This window comes from Bradyrhizobium sp. LB11.1 (assembly GCF_040549385.1).
Lineage (GTDB): Bacteria > Pseudomonadota > Alphaproteobacteria > Rhizobiales > Xanthobacteraceae > Bradyrhizobium.
This window is the reverse complement of record NZ_JBEPTH010000061.1, coordinates 1-1,132: the sequence shown is the minus strand read 5'-3', so window position 1 is coordinate 1,132 and position 1,132 is coordinate 1. Positions and strand designations below refer to the sequence as shown.

The window sequence follows — 1,132 nt, the reverse complement described above, 5'->3', positions numbered from 1 at the left end:
GAATATGTTGCGCCGAGAGTTATGTTGCGCATTTGCGCTGGGGTGCTGTCTCACGGACGATTGGCAGCTTCTACGCAACATAACACCAGCGCGCTGCCGGGGGTCGCGTGATGCCCCGCGACGCTTCCGAACTGGCGCGTCGCCTCGCGCGCGAGGCCGAGGCGGTCTGCCGCCATTACCTGTCCAACGGCCGGCGCCAGGGCCGCTACTGGACGGTGGGCGACGTTCGCAATACTCCCGGCCGATCGATGTTCGTCCGGCTCAGCGGACCGGATTACGGTCCCGGCGCAGCCGGCCATTGGACCGATGCCGCCTCGGCCGAACATGGCGATCTTCTCGACGTGATCCGCGAGAGCTGCGGTTTCATTGACTTTCGCGATGTCGCCGAGGAGGCCCGACGCTTTCTGAATCTGTCGCGCGCCGAACCGCGCCGCAGCCCAAAGCCCGTTCGCACACCCGTCCCCGCCGGATCGCCGGAAGCGGCGCAGCGGCTCTTCGCCATGTCGCAGCCGATCCGCCGCACGCTCGTCGAGACCTACCTGTGCAATCGCGGCATCAAGGCTGTCCACGATGCGGGCGCGCTGCGGTTTCATCCGCACTGTTACTATCGCCCGGACGATCACTCGCCGACTGAGACCTGGCCGGCGATGATCGCCGCCGTCACCGATCTTGCCGATCGCATCACCGGCGCGCATCGCACCTGGCTTGCGCCGGATGGCTCTAGCAAGGCGCCGGTCGACACGCCGCGACGGGCCATGGGCGGCCTTCTCGGCCATGCCGTCCGCTTTGGCGCGGCCGACGACGTCCTCGCTGTCGGCGAAGGCATCGAGACGATGCTGTCGCTGCGCTGCGCGCTGCCTGCTATGCCGATGGCCGCCGCGCTCTCGGCCAATCACCTTGGCGCTCTTCTGCTCCCGCCAGCGCTGTGTCGGCTCTATATCGCCCGCGACGCCGATGCCGCGGGTGACACGGCGTTCGCGGCATTGACCGAACGCGCCGAAGCTGCGGGCATTGAGGCGCTTGCCCTGTCTCCGCGGACGGGCGACTTCAACGAGGACCTGCATGCATTCGGCTTCCGCGCGCTGCGGGAGGCACTGCGCATCCAACTCGCGCCGCAGGATGTCGTTCGGTT

The 1,132-nt window shown here is 67.8% G+C and carries 1 protein-coding gene; it reads left to right on the top strand.

Going from position 1 to position 1,132, the window contains the following annotated elements:
• Window positions 1-110: 110 nt before the first annotated feature.
• The coding region (locus tag ABIA96_RS36580) for a DUF7146 domain-containing protein (RefSeq protein WP_354141726.1) at window positions 111-1,132 on the top strand (1,022 nt) is incomplete at its 3' end.